Below are 20,853 nucleotides of genomic sequence, written 5' to 3' on the forward strand. Positions count from 1 at the left end.
CCGCATCAGCGAGAGGCCCTGAATCACAGGAGGAGTCAGCCCGTCAACGACCAACGGTCAAACTGATGGGTGCTCAGGCCGGACCCCTTCCTGCTCAGCCTTCATTTCAACGCGCCGCACTGGCCTTGGGAAGCGCCAGGGCCGGACGGCGAAGCGGAGTCGGCGCGCATCGCCGCCGAACCCGCGCCGAAGCTCGACGACTTCGACGGTGGAGCGCAGGCCGTCTTCGCCGCCATGGTGGAGCGCATGGATCTCCAGGTCGGCCGCGTGCTCGACACGCTCGACCGGTTGGGGGTCGCGCAGGACACGATCGTGGTCTTCACCAGCGACAACGGCGGCGAGCGTTTCGCCGACGTGTGGCCGTTCACGGGCCGTAAAACGGAACTGCTGGAGGGGGGCTTGCGCATCCCCGCCATCCTGCGCTGGCCGGCCCGCGTGGCGCCAGGCACCACGAACAGCCAGGTCACCATCAGCATGGATTGGCTGCCGACCCTGACCGCTGCAGCCGGCACTGGTCCCGACCCATCGGCGCCGACGGACGGCATGAACCTGCTCCCTCACCTCAGGCCCGGCGCCGAGGCAGTGCCGCGCGAGCTTTTCTGGCGCTACCACAGCAAGGACCAGAAGGCGGTACGCGACGGCAACTGGAAGTTCTTGGAGATCCTGGGCAACACGTTCCTCTTCGACGTCGTCGCGGACCCATTGGAACGCGCCAACCTGAAGGACCGGCATCCCGAGGTGTACGCGCGCCTCATGGACCAGTGGAAGGCGTGGAACGCCACCATGCTGCCGTTCACGAGCGGGAACTTCTCGGATGCCTTCTCGGGCGCCGAACTCGCCGACCATTTCGGCGCGCCGCCAACGATCCGAGGCCTTCAGAAGGCACCGCGGTGACCTGCATCCGCGCCGACGGCCGCCGGCGAACGGCAGGATGGGATGGAAAGCGAGCCAGCCGCTTTCGGGCGCGCTGCATGTCAGGGCGGACATACGAGGGACGGCATCCGTCGGCTGTTTAAGGCGTTCTACAAGCGCTGGCTGAGCGACCAGGCGGCCTCGGCGACGAGCGGCCCGAAGCGCTCCGCGAACGCCGAGGGGGGCCAGTCGGCGACCGAGGCCGCGATATGGACGGCGGCGACCGGACGCCCCGCCACGTCCGTCACGGCAGCACCGACCGTGATCTCGCCGGGCGCCGTTTCCTCGACAGCCAACGCGAAGCCATCGGTCGCTGCAGCGCGCACCTTTGCCATGATGAGAGTGGGATCGCAGATCGTGCGCCCCGTGAGAGGGGACAGGTCGGACCGCGCGAGGATCGACGATGCGTCGTCCTCGGGAAGGCGCGACAGCACCGCCCGGCCGCCGGCCGTGCAGAACACCGGGATGCGGCGACCGATCAGCGATCCGGCGAAGTATTCCCGCTTGGTCTGCTGGCGGATCGCGTAGATCATCGTCGTATCGTCGTGCAACGACAGGTTGGCGCGTTCGCCGCAAGCCTGCCTGAGTTCGATCAGAGCCGGCGTCGCGCGCTCGACGAGGGCGTTGGAACGCAGGAAGTTGAAGGCCGCGTCCAGAACGCGTCGGCCCAGGCTGAAACGCCGCGTGCGCTCGTCCTTGTCGAGGTAGCCCAGGCGCCACAGCGTGTGAGCGAAGCGTTGCGTGGCGCTCTTGTCGAGGCCCGAAAGCGTGGCCAGCTCGGCGAGGCTGAGCGCGCCGTTTGCATGGCCGAAAGCGTCGAGCACTTGGAAGGCCTTGGCGACGGATGCCACGTGGAGCGGGTCGTCGCGCAGCGGTTTGGCCCGACGCTCAATTGACATCCTGTCCTCCCCCAAGTTATCGTGTCTATATCACAATGCAATACGTCGCATTGCAGTGCAAGTGCGATGGGCAGCTTGGTCAGGGATCGAGCAGGAGCATCGACAGCATGGTCACCTCCGTCGCAGCGGCTCGCCCCGCGCCTCCGCGCGAAACCGGATCTGCCGTGACGGAGCGAGACAGCCGCCGGGCCGTCCGGGCCGCGGTGATCGGCAACGTGCTCGAGTGGTACGACTTCGCCGTCTACGGCTACGTCGCGACGACCATCTCGAGGACGTTCTTCCCGAGCGGCGACGAGGTCGGGGCCCTGCTGGCCACCTTCGCCACCTTCGGCCTCGGCTTCGTCGCCCGACCGCTCGGCGGCATCGTCATCGGCCGCATGGGCGACGTCAGGGGGCGCAAGGCGGCGCTGCTGCTCACCATCTTCGCCATGGCGATCGGCACCGTGGGGGTGGGGCTCATCCCAGGCTTTGCCAGCATCGGCCTCCTCGCGCCGCTGCTCCTGGTCGCGTGCCGCCTGCTGCAGGGCTTCGCGGCCGGCGGCGAGTGGGGCGGCGCGACCGCCTTCATCGTCGAATGGGCGCCCAGTCACCGTCGCGGTTTCTACGGCAGCTTCCAGCAGGCCAGCGTCGCGGCCGGCCTCGTGCTCGGGTCGGGGACCGCGGCGCTGCTCAGCACGCTGCTCACCGCCGACCAGATGGACGCCTGGGGCTGGCGCTTGCTGTTCCTCCTCGGCGCCGCCCTGGTGCCGGTCGGCTTCTACATGCGCCGCAACATCGACGAGACTCCCGCCTTCCGCGCCGCCCGCGACGAGCCCGGTCTTTCATCGACGCCGGGCTGGTTGCTGGCCGCGAAGGCCTTCGGCTTCACGATCCTGTGGACGGTGTCCTACTACGTCATCCTGTACTACATGCCGACCTTCACCCAGAAGTACGCCGGCCTGTCGCGCACCGCGGCCCTCTGGTCGAACACGCTCGGCCTCGTCGTGCTGGTGGTGGCCGTGCCGCTGATGGGGCTGTGGTCGGACCGGATCGGCCGCAAGCCTCTGCTCATCGGCTGCTGCGCGGCCTTCGCGCTCCTCACCTATCCGCTCTTCTCCCTCATGCTGTCGGGCGCCTCGCTGGCCGGCGTCATGGTCATCCAGGTCGTCTTCGGGCTGATGATCGCCATGTTCTCGGGGCCGGGCCCGGCCGCCATCGCCGAAATCTTCCCCACGTCGTCGCGATCCACCTGGATGTCGACCGGCTACAGCCTCGCGACCTGCATCTTCGGCGGCTTCGCGCCCTTCGTCGCCACCTGGCTCATCGGCGCCACGGGATCGCCGATCTCCCCCACCTACTACCTCATCGTCGCCGCGATCGTGTCCCTGATCGTCATCGCGACCCTGCGCGAGACCGCCCATGACGAGCTGCCATGACGACCTTCGCTGAGGCTTCGGGCGCCGCCTTGCCCCTCGACTTCGCCGGCCGCACCGTCGCCGTCAGCGGCGGCGCCGTCGGCTTCGGTCGCGCCATCGCGGACCGCTTCGCCGCTGCCGGCGCCGCCGTCTTCGGCTGCGACATCGTCGGACGGACGGACGGCGATCCGCGCGTCGCCCTGGATGCCGTCGACCTCACCGATCGGCGGGCCGCCGCGGCCTGGATCGCAGCGGTCGAGGACCGCACCGGCCGGGCGATCGACGTCCTCGTCTGCAACGCCGGCGGCGTGGCGGGCCAGACCGATCGCCCTCTCGAAGAGGTCGAGGACGCCGACTGGGACCGCGTCGTCGCGGTCAATCTGGGCTCCACCTTCGCGCTCTGCCGCGCCGCCGCGGCGGGGATGAAGCGGGCCCGGTCCGGCGCGATCATCACGATCACGTCGAGTGCTGCCCTGCAGGCCTCGCTGACCGGGATCCAGAGCTACTGCTCGGCCAAGCACGCCGTGCTGGGCCTGACGCGCCAGCTCGCCCACGAGTTCGGGCCCTTCGGCATCCGGGTCAACAGCGTGGCGCCCGGCTTCGTCCGGACCAACCCGGCGACGGAGCGGCAGTGGGCCTCCTACAGCCCGGAGCGGCAGAAGCAGATCGTCGAGGCCGTCGCGCTGAAGCGGCTCGGCACCGCGGACGAGATCGCCAAGGCGGTCCTCTTCTTCGCCTCCGATCTCGCGAGTTTCGTCAACGGCCAGATCCTGTCCGTCGACGGCGGGCGCTGACGTCCGATCGAAGGGAGCAGTCCATGAACGACGCCACGAGCGGCACAGGCGAGCCTTGGCAGTGGGAGGAGGCGCACTGGCGCGGCCTCGTCGACCAGGTGAGGGCCGGTCGGCGGCTCGCGCCCTCCTCCTGGAAGGACGGCGCGCGCTGCGCCGTGGCGTTGTCCTTCGACTCCGACCACGAGACGAACGAGCTGCGCGAAGGCGGCAAGTCGATCGGCCGCATGGCCTGGGGCCAGTACGGCAACCGGGTCGGCGTTCCGCGCATCCTGGAGCTGCTGAAGCGCCACGACGTGAAGGCCAGCTTCTACGTGCCGGCTGTCGCGGCGCTGCTGCATCCCGACGAGCAGCGGCGCGTCGTGGCGGAGGGACACGAGATCGGCATCCACGGCTGGATCCACGAGCTGAACTCGGTGCTGCCCTACGACGTGGAGCGCGACCTGATGTTCCGCTCGACCGACACGCTGGAAACGATCACCGGCGTCCGTCCCGTGGGGCTGCGCACGCCGTCCTGGGACTTCAGCCCCAACACCCTGCGGATCGAGGAGGAGCTCGGCCTCCTCTACGATTCGTCCCTGATGGCCGACGAGGACTGCTACGACCTCCTGCTCGACGGGCGGAGCACCGGCATCGTCGAGGTGCCGGTGGAGTGGATCCGCGACGACGCCGTCTATTTCATGATGCACCGCTTCCAGTCGCTGCGGCCCTACACGCCGCCATCGGCCGTGCTGGACATCTTCCTGCGCGAGTTCGACGCCGCCCATGCGGCCGGCGGGCTGTTCCAGCTCACCATGCACCCGCACGTCATCACGCCGCGCTCTCGCATCTGGATCCTGGAGGAGGTGATCCGCCACGCCAAGGCCAAGGGCGACGTGTGGTTCGCCACCCACGCCGAAGTCGCCGGTTTCGTGAAGCGATCGGCGGCGCTTCAGCACGAGACCCCGTGAGCGGCACGGATCGCCCCGCCCCCATCCGGGCGGGCCTGCCCCGCTCGGAATCCGCATCGAAAGGCGCGCGCCAACCCATGCCGACACCATCGCTCGAAACGCTCGCGGCCTGGATCCGCACGGAAAGCCCGACGCACGACAGCGCCGGCGTGAACCGGATGATGGACCTGGCCGCCGCGCAGGCGCGGGGCGCCCCGATCGCCGTCGAGCGCGTGCCCGGCCGACAGGGCCTCGGCGACGCGCTGGTGCTCCGCGCCGGTCCGCAGACCGCGGAGCCCGCTATCCTGCTGCTGGTCCACCTCGACACCGTCCACCCCGTCGGCACCATCGACCGCGAGTTGCCGCTGCGGATCGAGGGCGACCGGCTGTACGGGCCGGGCGTCTACGACATGAAGGGGGGCGCCTTCCTGGCGCTCGAAGCGTTCAAGGACGTCGCGCGCGCCGGCACCGCCACCCGTCCCCTGGTCCTCCTGGTCACGCCCGACGAGGAGATCGGGTCGCCCACCAGCCGCGAGCTCATCGAGGACCACGCGCGCCGCGCCGCCTACGCCCTCGTCGCCGAGCCGGCGCGCGACGGCGGCAGGATCGTCACCGCCCGGAGCGGGATCGGCCGCTTCGACGTCGAGGTCAGGGGACGCGCCGCGCATGCGGGGACGCGCCACCGGGACGGCCGCAACGCGATCCACGAGGCCGCCCGCCAGATCGCGACGATCGAGGCCATGACGGATTACGAGCGCGGCATCACCACGGCGGTGTGCATGATCGAGGCCGGCACGGCGGTCAACACCGTGCCGGCGCTCTGCCGGTTCTCCGTCGACCTCAGGATCGCGAGCGCCGCGCAGGGCGACGAGCTCGCCTCCGCCATCCTGGGCCTCGAGGCCATCGCCCCGGACTTCGAGGTGCACGTCGAGGGCGGCCTGAACCGACCGCCCTACGACAGGACGGAGGAGATCGACCGGCTCTTCGCGCATGCGCGGGGCCTCGCCGCCGTGCTCGGCATCGACCTCGCGTCCGTGCCCCGCGTCGGCGGCGGCTCCGACGGAAACTTCACCGCCGCGCTCGGCGTGCCGACCCTCGACGGCCTGGGCATCGACGGCGACGGCGCCCACACACACCACGAGCATGGCCTGGTGTCGTCGATCGAACCGAGGAGGCACCTGATGCGGCGCCTCCTCGAGACGCTCTGAGGGCCCACGAGCTCCCGATATGCCCCGACCGGAGGCGATGGGCCGGCCCCGCGTCGTCTCAGGCTGACATGCATGTTGCGTGCAATCCGCCGCGGCGCTGCGGGAGGACGGCGACTCGCGGGTTTTCTTGTCGGGACGAGCCGGGAGCGATCCCGCAGGGCCATCCCGTGGCGGCCCGAAAGGGTCGACGCGGTGATCGCCTCCGCGATCCGACGGCTCCTCACGACGATCCCGGTGATGGGCGTGGTGGCCCTGTTCGTGTTCAGCCTGCTGTGCCTGACGCCCGGTGACCCGGCGGCGCTGATCACCGGCGACCAGGCGGGGCCGGAGGACATCGCGCGCATCCGCACCACCCTCGGGCTCGACCGACCCTTCCCCGTGCAGTTCGGCGATTGGTGCTGGCGCGTCCTGCACGGCGACCTCGGCACGTCGATCTTCACGCACCTTCCCGTGGCCCACCTCATCGGGCAGCGGCTCGAGCCGACGCTGTCGCTTCTCCTGCTCACCCTCGTGATCGCCGTCGTGGTGGCGGTGCCGCTCGGCATGGTAGTGGACTCCGGTCGGCTATTTCCCGCCGACGTCGCCCCTCGCAAGCGACGTGGGCCTGTCGGCCCTGACGGGGCCGAGCGATGTCGCCAAGGCCAAGGCGGACATCGCCGCGGCGGGCTCCAAGGGGGAGCCGGTCATGGTCCTGGTGCCGACCGACTTCCCAACCCTGAACGCCATGGCGCTGGTGGGTGCCGACATGCTGAAGCGCTGCGGCCTCGCCGTCGACGTCGTGGCGACCGATTGGGGGCTGTCGTGCCGCGTCGCGCAAGGCGCCGGCCGAGGGCGGCTGGAGCGTGTTCTTCACCAACTTCACCGGGCTCGACGAGAACACGCCCGCCACCCATCTCGGCCTGCGCGGCAACGGCGCGGCCGGCTGGTTCGGCTGGGCGACGGCGCCGAAGCTCGAGGAGCTGCGCGACGCTTGGTTCGCGGCGCCGGATGCCGCGGCCCAGAAGGCGATCGGCGACCGGATCCAGGCTCAGGCGTTCAGCGACGTCCCTGATCTCCCGCTCGGCAAATACCTGCAGCCGACCGTCTACGCCGGATCGTTGAAGGGCGTGCTGACCGGCAACGTCGCCCCGACGGTATCCACCTATCCGATGGACGCTCCCTCGTGGAAAACCGTGGCGGCCCCGTCGGTCGCCCCCGCCGCGAAGCTTGGAAGCGCTACCGAGAGTAGCCGGGACGCTCGACATCGGCGACTATCCCGACCTGCGCGGGCGACCAACCGAGGGTCTTCCTGGTCCAATCGTTCGATGCGGGGCCGTTGTTGACGACCCACATGGCAAGCGGGCCGAAGTGAGCTTCGGCTTCTGCCGGCGCCAGCGAGCGGGCCGGCACGCCGAGTTGACGGCCGATCGCTTCCGCGATCGCACGAAAGGGGACGCCTTCTTCGGCCACCGCATGATAGGCTTCACCCCGCGCACCGCGTTCGAGCGCGAGGCGGTAGACGCGCGCGGCATCCAGGCGGTGAACTGCCGGCCAAAGGTTCGACCCTTCGCCGACGTAGGCCGACAGGCCCTTGTGACGCGCCACGGCGGCGAGCATCGGCACGAAACCATGCTTCTCGCTCATGCCGTGGACGGAGCGGGGATTCCGCACCACGTTGGCGTGGATGCCGCGCTCAGCCAGCGTAAAAGCGGTCTGTTGGGAAGCGCGGGGAAAGGCGGACCAGATGCCAGGCCGGTCGGTTTCCAACGCCTTCTCCCCCGTGAGGTGGAGGAACCCGTCCGTGACGATGATCGGCCGCGCCGATCCGGCGAACACCTCGCCAAATGTCTCGATCGCGGCGGCGTCTTCGGCGGCAAGCGCGCCGATGCGCGAGATGTCGAGGCCGAAGGCGGTGTGGACGATGCCGTCCGCCTCCGCTGCACCCCGGCGAAGCACATCCAGGTCGCCGAGCCCGCCGATCAACACCGTTCCACCCGCGGAGCGAAGCGCATCACCCCTGTCCCCCGACCGCACCAGGCCGACGACCGAGTGGCCAGCCGTCATCAGTTCGCGTGCGACTGCCGAGCCGATCCAACCGTTCGCACCTGTCAGGAACACACGCATCGTAACCTCCTCGCTGCCCCAGGCGGAATGGGGATACCGCTACCGTCAGTGACTGACATAGGCCGATGTCAGTCACTGACAAGGAGAGGCAGGGACGAGGAGAGGCATGGACAAGCCCGGACCAGGCGCGCGAGTGCGCCTACAGCAGGCAGCGGTGGAGTTGTTCCGAGAGCGTGGCTACGACGGCACCACGGCGGCCGAGATCGCGGCGCGCGCCGGCGTGACGGAGCGCACCTTCTTCCGTCACTTCCCGGACAAGCGCGAGGTGCTGTTCGACGGGCAAGCGGTGCTGGTGGATGCGCTGACGGCATCGATCGTTGACGCGCCGGCCGAGTTGGGGCCGCTCGACACCTTGTTTCGCGCGTTCCGATCGGTGACGACGCTCCTGGAAGACAACCGCCCCTTCTCCAAGCCCCGGCAGGAGGTCATATCGGCGACACCGGCCCTCCACGAACGCGAGCTGTCGAAGCTCGAAGCTCTGTCCGAGGCGCTCGCGCTGGCCTTGCAGGGGCGCGGCGTTCCCGCCCTGCCCGCCGCCTTGGCCGCTCGTACCGGCATGGCATCCTTCGCCCACGCGACGCTCGCGTGGCTTGAAGACGGTGAGCCAGGGCTGTCGCATCACCTCGAATTGGCTGAACGAACCTTGAGAAGCATGTTTCGAGGACGACCTTCGCCAGTTCCAACCCTCGATGTCGTCGTCGGGACGACTGAGTTTCCATCGGGAGGACAGGAATAGCTTTCCGACCAGAGGCGGGGGATCACAGGCTTTTTGGTCAGATCAGCGAGGGCCCGCGGCGGGAGCCGTCGATCCCCCGTCGGCTCGCACGATTGCCGTCGAGCCCTTCGGCCGCGGACGCGCGCGGCGGCGCTTCGGGGCCTCCCCCTGCCCCGAACGCGCGTGCACCCGCCCCGTCCCCGCGGCGCCTCATCCCTGCGCCACCGCCGCCGACCACGGCGACATGGCGTCCGTGATGCCGGTCCGGGCGCCGTCGCGCTGCACGATCATGTTGGGGCAGGCGAAGTTCACCGGCAGCACGGCATGCTCCACCACCTCGACCGGACCGTCGGCCCCCAGCGCGTCCAGCACGCCCGAGCCGAGGCGCCGGTCGGCCGTGACGCCCTCGGGGCCGGACACGTCGATGCGGGGATGGTGCGCCGCCGCTTCCGGATCCATCCCGAAGCCCTCGACGAAGAGCAGGCTCTGCGCGACGGCCGCCAGGATGCGGCGGCCGCCCGAGGCGCCGAGCCCCATCGTCGGGACGTCGCCGTCGCGCAGGATAACCGGGCACATGTTGGTCAGCGGCCTTTTGCCCGGCGCCACCGCATTCGGCCGGCCCGGCGTCGGATCGAACCACATCACGCCGTTGTTCATCAGCACGCCGCTGCCCGGCAGCACGACGCGGCTCCCCATCGACGACAGCAGCGTCGTGGTCAACGACACCATCGTGCCCTCGGCGTCGCAGACGGTGAGGTGGGTAGTGCAGCTGTCCGCGCCGGGCGGCTCGGCGTCGCCCAGCCCTTCGAGCCGCTCCGCATAGGCGGCCCGCATGGCGCGGGCGAAGGCGGCGAACCAGCCCGCGTCGGGCGAGGCAGCCTCGACGCCCTCCATCGCGGCGAGGACGCGCGCGAGCGTGGGCGCCGCCGTCAGCCCACCGGGCGTCTGCAGCACGCGGCCGCGCCAGGCGATCTCGTCGGCGGGTCGCAGCCGCGCCGCGCAGCCGGCGAGGTCGGCGCGCGACAGGGCGCCGCCCATCGCGGCCACGTCGCGCGCGATGCCGGCGGCGACCTCGCCCTCGTAGAGGTCGCGCAGGCCGGCGCGGGCGAGCCGCTCCAGCGTGTCGGCGAGCCGGCCGAGCGGAAGGAAGCCCGGCGTGCCCTGGTAGGGCGCGACCGGCGGCAGCCCACCCGGAAGATAGATGCGGGCGCTTTCGGGGTAGAGCCGCAAGGTCGCCGCGGCGTTGGCGACCTTCAGCGTGGTGAACCAGTCGGCGGCGAGGCCGCGCCGCGCCAGCGCGAGGGCGGGCGCCATCACCTCGGCCAGCGGCAGGCGCCCCCAGCGCGCGTGCATCGCCGCGTAGCCGGCGACGGCCGAAGGGACGACGAAGGACAGCGGGCCGTGGATGTTGGCGTCGTTCTCCACCTCGGGCCAGGCGAAGAGGTCGCGCTTGATCCGCCCCGTCAGGGGAAAGCGGGACGGGTCGAGCGCCGCCGGCGCCACCGGGCCGAAGTCGACCGCGGTCGCGCGGCGCTCGCCGGCCGGGTGAACCAGCGCGAAGCCGATGCCGCCGAGGCCGGAGTTCCAGGGCTCGACGACGGCGAGCGCCAGGGCGCACCCCACCGCGGCGTCGACGGCGTTGCCGCCGGCGTCGAGGACCGCCACCCCGGCCTCGGCGGCGTCGCGCGCCTGGGCCGCCACCATGCCGCGCCGGCCGGCCGCGGCGGGCTTCGCCACCCGCCAGTGCTGGGTGACGTGGGGCGGGAGGTCGTGGATCATCGCGGGCTCCGTCACGCGGGGTCGACCGGCGCGGGCGGCACGCCGCCGGCCTCGACGGCCTCGCCGGCCAGGAAACACAGGTCCTCGCGGAAGCGCGCCGCCACGAGCTGCACGCCCACCGGCACCGTGCCGACGAGGCCCGTCGTCACCGTCAGGCCCGGCAGCCCCAGCAGGGGCAGGCCGACCTGTGGCATCTGCGCTTCCCACAGCGCGTCGAAGGCCGCTTTGCCGGTCATGTCGAGCCCGTCCGGCACGGGCAGCTCGGCCGAAACGGGCAGCAGCAGCACGGCGTAGCGGTCGAGGAAGAGCTGCCACTGGCGCACCAGCGTGGCGCGCCGCACCAGCAGGCCGGACAGGAAGTCCGGCGGCACGGCTTCCGCCGCGGTGCGGTGGTGGTTCAGAAGCGACAGCGCGCCGGGATCGCCTTCCCGCTCGGCGGCCGCGAGGAGGCCACCGAAGCCGTCGCCGAGCCAGAGCCGCGTTTGCAGCGCAGCGGCCTCGCGCAGGGGCGGGGCCTCGACCTCTTCGACGCTCCAGCCCGCGGCCTCCAGCCTCCGGGCCGCGTCGCGCAGCGCCGCCTCGACCTCGGGCACGGTGGCGAGCCCGTCGGGCCGGATGCAGAGCGCCGCGCGACGCGGCACCCCCGGCCCGTCGAGCGGCGCCGGCACCCACCAGGGGTCGCGCGCATCGGGTCCGGCCAGGGCGGCGAGGCCGAGGCGGAGGTCGCCGACCGTGCGGGCGATGGGGCCCGAAACGGCGGTGACCTGGCCCGAGATGACGCGTTCGGGCGCGGTGGCGTTGTAGGCGGCCACGCGGCCGAGGCTCGGCCGCAGCCCGTGCACACCGCACGCATAGGCGGGGTAGCGGATCGAACCCGCGATGTCGGTGCCGTGGGCGATGTGGCCGATGCCGGAAGCGACCGCGGCCGCGGCCCCGCCCGAGGAGCCGCCCGGCGTGAGCGATGGGTCGCGCGGGTTGCGGGTGGCGCCGTGGAGCAGGTTGTCGGTGAACCACCGCAGCGAGAAGGCCGGGGTGTTGGTGCGCCCGAGGATCACGGCGCCGGAGCGCCGGACATTGTCGACGACCGGAGACGACGCCTCGGCGACGAGGTCGCGCTGGAGGCGGACGCCGTTGGTGGTGGCGAAGCCGCGCTGGTCGACGTTGACCTTCACGGTCACCGGCACGCCCGCCAGGGGGCCGGGATCCTCGCCCCGCGCGAGCCGCGCGTCGAGCGCGTCGGCCTCGGCCAGCACTTCGCCGGGGCGATGGTCCACCACGGCGTTGACGGCGGGGTTGACGGCGTCGAGGCGGTCGAGGGCGGAGCGGGCGGCCTCGCGGGCCGACACGTCGCGGCGCCGCACCAGGGCCGCGAGGTCGCAGGCGGACAGGCGCCAAAGGTCGGTCATGGTGGGGCTCACGGGTTCGGCGGGGCGAAGGGATCGGCGACCTGCGGCCACAGCGGGCGGCCGGCCTTGGGCAGGCGCAGCGCGGCGAAGTCCGGCGAGGCCGTTCCGGGCGCCGCCACGGAGGCGATGGGGTCGCAGGCCGGGGCGAAGCCGGCGGCGAAATGCTGGGCCGACTTGACCACCACGGCCGGCATCGGATGGGCGAAATCGGAGGTCCCGTCCGTCGATCCCGCCCCGCGGTGGAACATGCATTCCCGGAACGCCGCCCGGCCCGTCGGGATGGGGGAGAACGTGTCGGTTTCGGTGCCGAGCGTGGCGATGAAGGTCTTCACGGCGTCGTTCCCCGTCGGGCGGTCATCGATCGCATGCATGATTCCGACCAGACGCGCGCGGCGCCCCGGCGCCTTCAACGGCGCCCGGCGGCGAGGCGGAACCGGCGGGGATCGTAGGGCGCCACGCCCGTTCCGGGGCGCGCGCCCGCGACGAGCGACGACACGAGCTCGGCGGTGACGGGCGCCGCCGCCAAGCCGACGTGGCCGTGGCCGAAGGCATAGATCACCTCGGGGCAGCGCGACGCACGGCCGATCACCGGCAGGCCGTCGGGCGTCGAGGGGCGATGGCCCATCCAGGTCGCCACCCGCCCGCCCGCCGCCTCGATGGCCCCGACCTCGCCCGCGAGACCGTCGTAGGTCCGGAGCGCGTGGTCGAGCAGCACCCGGGCGCGGCGCCAGTCGGGCGGGGCGTCCGTCGCGGCGAGTTCCACCTGGCCGGACACGCGCAGGCCCGCGCGCGTCGGCGTGTTCGCCTGCCGGCCGTCGCTGGGCATGACGGGCAGCGGCGGGCCGGCGGTCGCGCCCGGGATCACGGCGTGGTAGCCGCGCTCGGCCGCGAGGGGGACCCGGTCGCCCGCGGCGTGCGCCAGCGGACCCGAGCGGATGCCGGCCGCCACCACGGCCCGCGTGCACGGCAGCGGGCCGTCGACCGTCAGCACGGCGTCGAGGCGGGAGCCCGAGACGGCGAAGCCCGTGGCCCGCGTCCGGCGCACCGCCAGGCCCCGACGCACGAGGTCCCGCGCGAGGGCTTCGAGGTAGGCTCCGGGGTCGAGGCAGTGCGCGCCGGCCTCGACAAGGGCTCCGAAGCCGTAACGGCGGGACAGGGTGGGCACGCGAGCGTGCAGGGCCGCGGCATCGAGCTCCGTCCAGCCGACGCCGTTGTCGCGCCGCAGCCGCCAGGCGAGCGCTTCCCGGGCGAAGTCGGCGCGCGACGGGTAGGCGTAGAGCAGGCCGTCCCGCCGGATCAGCTCCGGCACGCCCGCCGCGGCCGCCAGCGCGGCGTGGCGCGCCGGGGCGTCGGCCAGCAGCGGCGCGAGCGCCCGCGCGGTGCGCTCGACGCGCGGAACCGTGGCGCCGGCGAGCAGGAAGCGCACGAGCCAGGGCGCGAGCCGCGGCAGCGCGGCCGGGCGGATCGTCAGCGGCCCGAGCGGGTCGGCGAGGAAGCCCGGCACGCGCCGCCACAGGCCGGGCATCGCCATCGGCACCACGGAGGCGGGGCTGATCCACGCGCCGTTGCCGAAGGAAGCCCCGTGCCGCCCGCCGAACGGCTCGGGCTCGACCAGCGTGACGCGGTGGCCGGCCCGCAGCAGCTCGGCCGCGCAGCAGAGCCCCACCACGCCGCCCCCGACCACGGCCACGTGCCGCGCCGTCACGGGGCCGCCGGGGCGGAGCGCCCCCCGTGGAAATGGCCGAGGAAGGTCCGCGTCGCGGGTTCGCGCGGGTCCTCGATGACCTGCCGGGCGGGCCCTTCCTCCACCACGACGCCGTCGCGCATGAAGGCGACGCGGTCGGCGACGTCGCGGGCGAAGGCCATCTCGTGGGTGACCAGCACGGTGGTCATGCCGCCCCGCGCGAGGTCGCGGATCACCGCCAGCACCTCGCCGACGAGCTTGGGATCGAGCGCCGACGTGGCCTCGTCGAAGAGCATCACCTCGGGCTCCATGGCGAGCGCACGGGCGATGGCGACGCGCTGCTTCTGCCCGCCCGACAGGCTCGCCGGGTGATCGCCCGCCTTGCCGGCGAGGCCCACCCGGTCGAGCAGCGACAGGGCCATGGGGCGGGCGACGTCGCGCTTCACGCCCTTCACCACCACGGGGCCGCTCATGACGTTGTCGATCACGCTCATGTGCGGGAACAGGTTGAAGCCCTGGAACACCATGCCGGCGCGGGCCCGGAAGGCGGCCATCTCACGGTCGGGCGGCAGGCGGCGCCGGCCGTCGAAGTCGAGCCTGCGGTCGCCCACCCGAACGCTGCCGGCGTCCGGCGTGTCGAGGAGGTTGATGCAGCGCAGCAGCGTCGACTTGCCGGAGCCGCTCGGCCCGATCAGCGCCACGGCGCCGCCGCGCGGCACGCGGAGGTCGATGCCCTTCAACACGTCGAGCCGGCCGAAGCGCTTACGCAGCCCCCGCACGGCGACCATCGCTTCGCTCGTCACGCCGCCACCCGCGACGGTCGGGTTTCCAGCAAGCGCGCGAGCTGCGTCAGCGGCAGCAGGATGGCGAAGTAGACGACGGCCACCATCGTGTAGACTTCGAGCGGCCGGTAGGTCGCCGAGGTGATCAGCTGCCCCTGGTAGAGCAGGTCCGGCACCGCGAGGGTCGACACCAGCGAGGTGTTCTTCAGCTGCAGGATCGTCTGGTTGACGAGCGGCGGCACCATGCGGCGCAACGCCTGGGGCAGCACGACGCTGCGCATCAGCTTGGCCCGCGTCATGCCGAGCGCCCGCCCGGCGTCCCATTGCCCAGGCTCGACGCCGCGGATGCCGCCGCGGATGATCTCGGCGTAGAACGCGCCGCCGTAGAGCGACAGCGTGATCACGGCCGCCGCGGCGGGCGACAGCTCGACTCCCACCAGCACCGGCAGGGCGTAGTAGATCCACACGAGCTGCACCAGCACGGGGGTGCAGCGGAACACCTCCATCAACGCCACGAGCGGCGCCGCCATCCAGGGGCGGCCGGCGATGCGCCCGAGCGCGATCACGGCGCCCGCGAGGAAGCCCAGCACGGACGTCAGCAACGTGAAGCCCACCGTGTAGGCGATGCCGATGCCGATCAGCCCCCTGTACTGCCACAGGAAGCCGAAGTCCCACTCGTAGTGCATCGCCGCCTACAGCTGCACGTTGGCCGGCACGTCGGCGGCCGCGACGCCCACCAGGGCCAGGCCGTCGGTGATCCAGCCGCGCACCACGCCGAGCGACTTGTTGTATTCCAGCCAGGCGTCCACGAAGGAGCGGAAGCGCCCGTCGGCGTCGACCCGCATGCCGACGCAGGTGGGCTGCTGGATGAGCGGGGTCGGCACGATCATGCGGCCGAGCCGCGGGTTCTTCTTCACGCTGACCAGGGCCAGCAGCACGACCTGGATCACGCAGTCGGCCCGTCCGGCCTGCACCGCCAGCATGGCGTCGTCCGGCGTCTTCAAGGCCACCAGCGTGGCGTGGGGCAGGACGCGGCGGGCGAAGCTGTCGTGGGTCGAGCCGATGTCGACCGCCACGCGGATCTCGGGCCTGTCGAGGTCCGACCAGGACGCGGCCTCGAATCCCGGCTTGGCGATGACCGTGAAGGTGTTCTCGAGCAGCGGGCGGGAGAAGTCGACCACCAGGGCGCGGGCGGGCGTGGGCGACAGGCCGAAGGCGACGTCGATCTTGCCGGCCTGGAGGTCCAGCACGGCGTTGCCCCAGGTGGTCTCCACCACCTCGGCCTCGGCTTCCATGCTGTGGGCGAGGTCGTTCCCCATCGCCATGCAGAAGCCCGACCAGCCGCCCGACGCGATGTCCTTGTGGTAATAGGGCTCGGTCCCGGCGATGCCGGCGATGCGGAGCTTCTTCGAGGAGCGGATGCGCGCGAAGGTGCCCTCGCCGGGCGCCGCGTCGGCCACGGCCGGCGACGCCGCGAGCCCGGCCGCCGCGACCGCGGTGGCGGCCCCGAGCCCGACGAGCCCCATCATGCTTCGCCTGTCCTGCATCCGATTCGTCCTTCGCGATCTGCCCGGCGGCCAGCTTGCCCCGCCGCGGCGGCGCTGCATAGCGCCGGGGGCCCGGAACCTGCATGCAGCGACCGGGCCAGGGCCCGGGGGACGGACGGGATGACGGGGTACCGGCACGGCGCAGCTCGGATCGGGCTGCTGATGCTCGACGCGGGCTTCGCCCGCCTGCCGGGCGACATCGGCCACCCGGACACGTTCGCCTTCCCGGTGACGTGTCGCGTGGTGCGCGGCGCCGACCCGTCGCGCGTCGTCGAGGGCGGGGGCGCGGGCCTGCTCGACGCCTTCGTGGCGGAAGGGCGGGCGCTCGCGAGGGACGGCGTCGACGGCATCGCGACGAGCTGCGGCTTCCTCGTGGCGATGCAGCGGGAGCTCGCGGCGGCGCTGCCCGTGCCGGTGGCGACGAGCGCGCTCCTCCTTTGGGGATCGATCCAGGCGACGCTGCCGCCGGGGCGGCGCGTCGGCGTGCTGACCTTCTCGGCCGGGGCGCTGACGGCGCGCCACCTTGCGGCGGCCGGCATCCCGCCCGACGCGCCGGTGGAGGGCTTCGGGGACGACAGCCTGTTCCGCGCCGTCTACGGGGATCGGGGCGGCGTTTCCGACCCGGCGGCCCTGGAGCGCGAGGCCGTCGCGGCGGCGCTGCGCCTCGTGGGCCGCCACGGCGACGTCGCCGCGATCCTGTGCGAATGCACCAACCTGCCGCCCCACGCGGCGGCGATCCGCGCCGCCACCGGCCTGCCGGTGCACGACGCCGTAGGCTATGTCGAAGCCTTCGCGCGCAGCCTCGCGCCGCCGCGCTTCGGGCCTTGAAGGCCCGCGTTCGCCACGGCGGACGTCGACCCCGCACGCCCAAGGACCTTGTCCGGCCGTCTCGCCACCCCCATCGTCGCGGCCCGGCCGATGCCGTTCCGCTCCGTCCGCGCCGGGGTCCTCGCGATGCCGGGACCGCCGATCGGCGCCGCGGGCGGCGGCGGGCCTCACGGTCACCGACGGCTGTGGCCCGTCATCCGCCCGGCACCGCGGCCTCGGACCCCGTCCCCGCCCGGGCGAGGCCGACATAGAGGGCCATGAGGCGCTTCGTCCGAGGCCCCGGGCATCCATCGCCGATGTTCCGGCCGTCGATCGACACCACGGGCACGACGAAGTTGGAAGCGCTGGTGAAGAAGACCTCCTCGGCCTCGTAGGTTTCATCCACGCGGATCGCCCGCTCCTCGAGCGTCAGCCCCTCATCGGCGGCCAGGCGCATGACCGCGAGGCGCGTGATCCCGGGCAGCACGGCGTTGGACAGCGGACGCGTGACGACGGCGCCCTGCGACGTGATGATGAAGGCCGTGGAGGAGCCGCCTTCGGTGACGAGGCCGTCCTCGACCATGAACACCTCCGAGGCCCCGGCCGCGGCGGCTTCGCGCTTCGCCATCACCTGGGCGAGCAGCCCGACCGACTTGATGTCGCGCCGCGCCCAGCGCAGGTCGGGCCGCGTCACCACCCGGGCGCCCCTGGCCTGCACGGGCGCGTCCACGATGGTCTTGGCCTGGGTGAACATGACGACCGTCGGGGCGAGGTCCGGCGCGGGGGCGAAGTCGCGCTCCGCGGCGCCGCGCGTCACCTGGATGTAGACCACGCCCTCGACGAGGCCGTTGCGCCGCACGAGTTCGAGCTGCAGGCGCGCCCAGTCGGCGGGGGTGTGCGGGTTGGGGATGCCGATGGCTTCGAGCGAGCGATCGAGCCGCGCGAGATGCGCGTCGTTGTCGACGAGCCGCCCATCGAGCACGGCCGACACCTCGTAGATGCCGTCCGCGAAGAGGAAACCGCGGTCCATGACGGAAACGCGGGCGTCGGCGGCCGGCACGAAGGCGCCGTCGAGGTGGATGATGCGGTCCATGGATGTGTCCGGCGAGGGAGAAGGCGGGCCGGATCGGGCCCGCCGGGAACGCGACGGGTTCAGCCCGCGAAGGCGGCCCGGGCTTCGGGAAGGGTCCAGATCTTCTGGATGGCCGCGGCGCCGGCGCGCGTCACCTCGGCCTCGTCGACCGCCGTCGACCGGCCGCCCTCGATCAACAGGCGGCCGTCCACCATCACGGCGTCGATGTCGGCGCGGTTGGCCAGCCAGACGAGCGCGCGGCGCGGGTCGTGCAGCGGCTGGGTGAGCGGGCCCGACAGGTCGACGACCGTGAGGTCGGCCTTGGCGCCCGGCCGGATCGCCCCGAGGTCGGGTCGCGCGATGGCCGCGGCGGCCTCGTGCGTCACCGCCCCGACGAGATCGGGGGCGCTCGCCGCCTCGGCCCGGCCGGACACGACTTTCGACACGGTCGCGGCGGCGTTGAGTTCGCCGAGGAGGTCCATGTTGTAGCCGTCCGTGCCGACCAGCGTGCGCACCCCGCGGCCGGCGAAGCGGTCGAAGGCGGCGGCCGTGCCGGCGCGGGCGAAGACGCGCGGGCAGTTGAGCACGGTCGCGCCGCGGGCCGCCATGAGGTCGAGATCGGCGTCCGAGCAGTCGACGCAGTGGGCGGCGAGCAGGTCCGGCGCGAGGAGGCCGAGCCAGTCGAGGTACTCGGCCGGGGTGCGGCCGGCGTGGCGCGCCGCGATCGTGGCGACTTCGGCCTTGCTCTGGGCGAGGTGCGTGGTGATGGGTACGCCGAGTTCGCGGGCCCGCGCCGCCGCGGCACGCAGGAGGTCCGGCCCGCAGGTGTCGGTCGCGTGGGGGCTCATGGCGAGCCGGATGCGCCCTCCGTCGCGCCCTTCCCAGGCGGCGTGGAGGTCGTTCCAGGCGCGGAGATCCGCCTCGCCGGCGTCGTTCGCGCCGTAGTCCACCCGCCCGGAAGCGTCCGCCTGCGGGGCCGAACCCGAGAAAAGGTAGGGCGCGCCGTAGAAGCGGAGACCCATCTCCAGCGCGGCGTCGAACATCTCGGGGATGCCGTTGCGGAACGGCTCCATCACGGTCGCGGCTCCGCCTTTCAGGAGTTGCAGGATGCCGAGGCGCGCCACGTCCATCCTTTCCGCCGGGGACAGGACCTCGATGCCGCGTTTCGTCAGCGGCAGCAGCACCGTGTAGACGATGCTCTGGTTGTTCTTGCGCCCGGCGCCATCCTCCGTGTGGGTACGGGCCACGGCCTCGCTGAAGCAGTGGTTGTGGAGGTTCATCAGGCCCGGCAGCACGAAGCGGCCGGGTCGGTCGAGCACGCGGTCGGCGCACGCGGGGCGGTGGGGCGTGACGGCCGCGATGCGGTCGCCCTCGACCACGACCCAGTGGTCGCTCAGCACCGTTTGGACGCCGTCGACGAGCGTGAGGACGTGCGAGCCGAAGACCGCGATCGTGCCCGTCGCGGGAGCGGGAGCCCGTGCCGTGCCCACGGCACTCACCCGTGGAACCGGGCGAGCCGGCCGACGGGCGCGCCCAGCACCTCGTCGTCGCGCATCACCGGCGTGCCGCGCACCACGGTGGCGACCGGCCAGCCCTGGACGGTCGTGCCGGCGAAGGGCGTCCAGCCGCAGGGCGAGGCGATCCAGCTGTCCTCGATGGTGCGCCGCCGCCCCATGTCGACCAGGGTGAAATCCCCGTCGTAGCCGGCCGCGAGCCGGCCCTTGCCGACGAGGCCGTAGACCCGCGCCGGCCCGGCCGCCATGAGGTCGACGAGGCGCGTCAGCGACAGGCGCCCGGCACTGACGTGGTCGAGCATGATCGGGACCAGCGTCTGCACGCCCGTGAGGCCGGCCGGGCATTCGGGCCAGGGCAGCGCCTTGGCGGCGCGCGAATGGGGCGCGTGATCGGAGCCGATCGTGTCGACCGTGCCGTCGGCCACCGCCGCCCAGCTCGCCGCGCGGTGCCGCTCGCCCCGGATCGGCGGGTTCATCACGCCGAAGCCGCCGAGCCGGTCGTAGCAGTCCGGCGCCACCTGGGTCAGGTGGTTCACCAGCACTTCGACGGTGGCGACGTCGCGGAAGTCGCGCAGGTAGCCCAGCTCCTCGGCGGTCGAGACGTGGAGGATGTGGGCCGGGCGGCCGGTGCGGCGCGCCAGCGCCATCAGGCGGCGCGTGCCGAGGAAGGCGCATTCCTCGTCCCGCCATTCCATGTGGCTGCGGTGCGGCATGCCCGAGCGGAACAGGGGCTTGCGGGCTTGGAGCCGGTACTCGTCCTCGCTGTGGAAGGCGATGCGGCGGCGGCCGGAGCGCATCAGCTCCTCCAGGTGCTCGTCGTCCTCCACCATCAGCGTGCCGGTCGAAGAGCCGGCGAAGACTTTGACGGCGCAGACGCCGGCTTCGGTTTCCAGCTCGGGCAGGAGGTCGATGTTGGTCTTGGTGCCGCCGACGTAGAGGCCGACGTCGCACCAGCTCCGCCCCTCGACGTAGCCGCGCTTCCAATCGAGCCGCTCGCGGTCGACGATGGCCGGGCTCGTGTTCGGCATGTCGAACAGGGTGGCGATGCCGCCCAGCACGGCGGCCTTCGTGCCGGTCGCAAGCGTCTCGACCGCGGGGTCGCCCGGGTCCCGCAGATGGACGTGGCTGTCGATGAGGCCGGGCAGCACGTGGAGGCCCGCGGCCTCGATCGTTTCGCCCGCACTGTCGGCCACAAGCGAGCCGACCGCGGCGATGCGGCCGTCGCGGACGCCGACGTCGGCGACGGCCTCGCCCCAGGGCAGGACCAGTGTGCCGCCGCGGATGATCAGGTCGTGGTGCATGGAGGGTATC

19 protein-coding genes and 1 pseudogene are annotated in these 20,853 nt (G+C 72.5%); 8 read left to right on the top strand and 12 right to left on the bottom strand.

Annotated features, from left to right (window positions below):
* Positions 1-69: 69 nt before the first annotated feature.
* Positions 70-894, top strand: coding sequence for a sulfatase family protein (locus D3273_RS21945; RefSeq protein ID WP_129229037.1), 825 nt, complete (start codon positions 70-72; stop codon positions 892-894).
* Between the two features lie 128 nt (positions 895-1,022).
* On the opposite strand, the gene D3273_RS21950 is transcribed toward D3273_RS21945, so the two are convergent.
* Positions 1,023-1,811 (bottom strand): IclR family transcriptional regulator, encoded by a 789-nt coding sequence (locus D3273_RS21950; protein ID WP_129229038.1) that lies wholly within the window; start codon positions 1,809-1,811, stop codon positions 1,023-1,025.
* Between the two features lie 164 nt (positions 1,812-1,975).
* Between D3273_RS21950 and D3273_RS21955 the strand changes: the two genes are divergently transcribed.
* The 5 genes and pseudogenes from D3273_RS21955 to D3273_RS29360 all read left to right on the top strand — a co-directional run.
* Positions 1,976-3,226, top strand: coding sequence for an MFS transporter (locus D3273_RS21955; protein WP_245501330.1), 1,251 nt, complete (start codon positions 1,976-1,978; stop codon positions 3,224-3,226).
* Positions 3,223-3,999 (top strand): SDR family NAD(P)-dependent oxidoreductase, encoded by a 777-nt coding sequence (locus tag D3273_RS21960; RefSeq protein WP_129229040.1) that lies wholly within the window; start codon positions 3,223-3,225, stop codon positions 3,997-3,999. Before D3273_RS21955 ends, D3273_RS21960 begins: the two co-directional genes overlap by 4 nt.
* A gap of 23 nt (positions 4,000-4,022) precedes the next feature.
* On the top strand, positions 4,023-4,946 hold the full coding sequence (locus D3273_RS21965) for a polysaccharide deacetylase family protein (RefSeq protein WP_129229041.1): 924 nt from the start codon (positions 4,023-4,025) through the stop codon (positions 4,944-4,946).
* A 77-nt stretch (positions 4,947-5,023) separates the two neighbouring features.
* The gene (locus tag D3273_RS21970) at positions 5,024-6,133 is read left to right on the top strand and encodes a M20 family metallopeptidase (RefSeq protein WP_129229042.1); all 1,110 of its coding nucleotides are present in this window, start codon (positions 5,024-5,026) and stop codon (positions 6,131-6,133) included.
* A gap of 192 nt (positions 6,134-6,325) precedes the next feature.
* Positions 6,326-6,682: pseudogene (locus tag D3273_RS29360) on the top strand (ABC transporter permease family protein); the annotation flags it as partial.
* A 666-nt stretch (positions 6,683-7,348) separates the two neighbouring features.
* On the opposite strand, the gene D3273_RS21985 reads toward D3273_RS29360, so the two are convergent.
* Positions 7,349-8,236 (bottom strand): SDR family oxidoreductase, encoded by an 888-nt coding sequence (locus tag D3273_RS21985; RefSeq protein WP_129229044.1) that lies wholly within the window; start codon positions 8,234-8,236, stop codon positions 7,349-7,351.
* A 106-nt stretch (positions 8,237-8,342) separates the two neighbouring features.
* Between D3273_RS21985 and D3273_RS21990 the strand changes: the two genes are divergently transcribed.
* Complete coding sequence (locus D3273_RS21990) at positions 8,343-8,972, top strand: TetR/AcrR family transcriptional regulator (protein WP_129229045.1); 630 nt, start codon at positions 8,343-8,345, stop codon at positions 8,970-8,972.
* Between the two features lie 189 nt (positions 8,973-9,161).
* On the opposite strand, the gene D3273_RS21995 is transcribed toward D3273_RS21990, so the two are convergent.
* The 7 genes from D3273_RS21995 to D3273_RS22025 form a co-directional block, all read right to left on the bottom strand.
* On the bottom strand, positions 9,162-10,730 hold the full coding sequence (locus D3273_RS21995; protein WP_129229046.1) for a gamma-glutamyltransferase: 1,569 nt from the start codon (positions 10,728-10,730) through the stop codon (positions 9,162-9,164).
* 11 nt (positions 10,731-10,741) lie between these two features.
* A complete protein-coding gene (locus D3273_RS22000) occupies positions 10,742-12,136 on the bottom strand; it encodes an amidase family protein (protein WP_129229047.1) in 1,395 nt (464 codons plus the stop codon).
* A gap of 8 nt (positions 12,137-12,144) precedes the next feature.
* Positions 12,145-12,468: a M81 family metallopeptidase gene (locus D3273_RS22005; protein ID WP_129229048.1), complete on the bottom strand. Its 324-nt coding sequence runs from the start codon at positions 12,466-12,468 to the stop codon at positions 12,145-12,147.
* Positions 12,469-12,542: 74 nt separating this feature from the next.
* Entirely contained in the window at positions 12,543-13,841 is a 1,299-nt protein-coding gene (locus D3273_RS22010) for an NAD(P)/FAD-dependent oxidoreductase (protein ID WP_129229049.1), read from the bottom strand.
* Entirely contained in the window at positions 13,838-14,623 is a 786-nt protein-coding gene (locus D3273_RS22015) for an amino acid ABC transporter ATP-binding protein (protein ID WP_129229050.1), read from the bottom strand. Before D3273_RS22015 ends, D3273_RS22010 begins: the two co-directional genes overlap by 4 nt.
* Complete coding sequence (locus tag D3273_RS22020) at positions 14,620-15,288, bottom strand: amino acid ABC transporter permease (RefSeq protein ID WP_129229051.1); 669 nt, start codon at positions 15,286-15,288, stop codon at positions 14,620-14,622. Before D3273_RS22020 ends, D3273_RS22015 begins: the two co-directional genes overlap by 4 nt.
* Before the next feature lie 6 nt (positions 15,289-15,294).
* Positions 15,295-16,149 (bottom strand): transporter substrate-binding domain-containing protein, encoded by an 855-nt coding sequence (locus tag D3273_RS22025; RefSeq protein ID WP_129229052.1) that lies wholly within the window; start codon positions 16,147-16,149, stop codon positions 15,295-15,297.
* A gap of 120 nt (positions 16,150-16,269) precedes the next feature.
* Between D3273_RS22025 and D3273_RS22030 the strand changes: the two genes are divergently transcribed.
* Positions 16,270-16,977, top strand: coding sequence for an aspartate/glutamate racemase family protein (locus D3273_RS22030; RefSeq protein ID WP_129229053.1), 708 nt, complete (start codon positions 16,270-16,272; stop codon positions 16,975-16,977).
* Positions 16,978-17,170: 193 nt separating this feature from the next.
* On the opposite strand, the gene D3273_RS22035 is transcribed toward D3273_RS22030, so the two are convergent.
* From D3273_RS22035 to D3273_RS22045, 3 genes are read right to left on the bottom strand one after another with little or no spacing between them, the layout of a single operon-like run.
* Positions 17,171-18,049, bottom strand: a complete 879-nt coding sequence (locus D3273_RS22035) for a D-amino-acid transaminase (protein WP_129229054.1) — start codon at positions 18,047-18,049, stop codon at positions 17,171-17,173.
* Positions 18,050-18,108: 59 nt separating this feature from the next.
* The gene (locus tag D3273_RS22040) at positions 18,109-19,518 is read right to left on the bottom strand and encodes an amidohydrolase family protein (RefSeq protein ID WP_129229055.1); all 1,410 of its coding nucleotides are present in this window, start codon (positions 19,516-19,518) and stop codon (positions 18,109-18,111) included.
* Positions 19,519-19,523: 5 nt separating this feature from the next.
* Positions 19,524-20,843, bottom strand: a complete 1,320-nt coding sequence (locus D3273_RS22045) for a dihydroorotase (RefSeq protein WP_129229056.1) — start codon at positions 20,841-20,843, stop codon at positions 19,524-19,526.
* Positions 20,844-20,853 lie beyond the last annotated feature (10 nt).

Source organism: Lichenibacterium minor, from assembly GCF_004137685.1.
Taxonomy (GTDB): Bacteria; Pseudomonadota; Alphaproteobacteria; order Rhizobiales; family Beijerinckiaceae; genus Lichenihabitans; species Lichenihabitans minor.

Excerpts from the sequence above, each read along its gene's own strand:
- D3273_RS21950 (WP_129229038.1), bottom strand. The coding sequence starts at position 1,811 with ATGTCAATTGAGCGTCGGGCCAAACCGCTGCGCGACGACCCGCTCCAC.
- D3273_RS21960 (WP_129229040.1), top strand. The coding sequence starts at position 3,223 with ATGACGACCTTCGCTGAGGCTTCGGGCGCCGCCTTGCCCCTCGACTTC.
- D3273_RS21965 (WP_129229041.1), top strand. The coding sequence starts at position 4,023 with ATGAACGACGCCACGAGCGGCACAGGCGAGCCTTGGCAGTGGGAGGAG.
- D3273_RS21970 (WP_129229042.1), top strand. The coding sequence starts at position 5,024 with ATGCCGACACCATCGCTCGAAACGCTCGCGGCCTGGATCCGCACGGAA.
- D3273_RS21985 (WP_129229044.1), bottom strand. The coding sequence starts at position 8,236 with ATGCGTGTGTTCCTGACAGGTGCGAACGGTTGGATCGGCTCGGCAGTC.
- D3273_RS21990 (WP_129229045.1), top strand. The coding sequence starts at position 8,343 with ATGGACAAGCCCGGACCAGGCGCGCGAGTGCGCCTACAGCAGGCAGCG.
- D3273_RS21995 (WP_129229046.1), bottom strand. The coding sequence starts at position 10,730 with ATGATCCACGACCTCCCGCCCCACGTCACCCAGCACTGGCGGGTGGCG.
- D3273_RS22000 (WP_129229047.1), bottom strand. The coding sequence starts at position 12,136 with ATGACCGACCTTTGGCGCCTGTCCGCCTGCGACCTCGCGGCCCTGGTG.
- D3273_RS22020 (WP_129229051.1), bottom strand. The coding sequence starts at position 15,288 with ATGCACTACGAGTGGGACTTCGGCTTCCTGTGGCAGTACAGGGGGCTG.
- D3273_RS22025 (WP_129229052.1), bottom strand. The coding sequence starts at position 16,149 with ATGCAGGACAGGCGAAGCATGATGGGGCTCGTCGGGCTCGGGGCCGCC.
- D3273_RS22030 (WP_129229053.1), top strand. The coding sequence starts at position 16,270 with ATGACGGGGTACCGGCACGGCGCAGCTCGGATCGGGCTGCTGATGCTC.
- D3273_RS22035 (WP_129229054.1), bottom strand. The coding sequence starts at position 18,049 with ATGGACCGCATCATCCACCTCGACGGCGCCTTCGTGCCGGCCGCCGAC.
- D3273_RS22045 (WP_129229056.1), bottom strand. The coding sequence starts at position 20,843 with ATGCACCACGACCTGATCATCCGCGGCGGCACACTGGTCCTGCCCTGG.